General features: G+C 65.4%; 1 pseudogene (running past one end of the window). It reads left to right on the forward strand.

Going from position 1 to position 272, the window contains the following annotated elements:
* Window positions 1-272 (forward strand): annotated as a pseudogene (locus B2R83_RS17810) (hypothetical protein) (its annotated part continues 267 nt past the right edge of the window); the annotation flags it as partial.

The raw sequence follows: 272 nt of genomic DNA on the forward strand, positions 1-272 counted from the left end.
GGACAAGGCCTATTACATCGGCGGCCTGCGCTACAAGTCGACCACCGGCAAGGACCCGTTCGAAGTCGTCACCGACTGCCAGACCCGCTGCATCGGCGAGAACGTCACCGGCACCGGCCTGCCGCTGTCGCTACCGACCGGCTCGGGCTTCCATTCGCTGCAGGGCAGCCTGACCTGGCTGTTCCCGTCCGACCCGGCGGTCTTCTTCGGCAACCTCAGCTACCTGCACAACTTCAAGCGCAGCAATGTGCAGCGCCTGGTGCGCAACGGCA

The organism is Massilia sp. UBA6681, from assembly GCF_002454935.1.
GTDB lineage: Bacteria > Pseudomonadota > Gammaproteobacteria > Burkholderiales > Burkholderiaceae_D > Telluria > Telluria varians.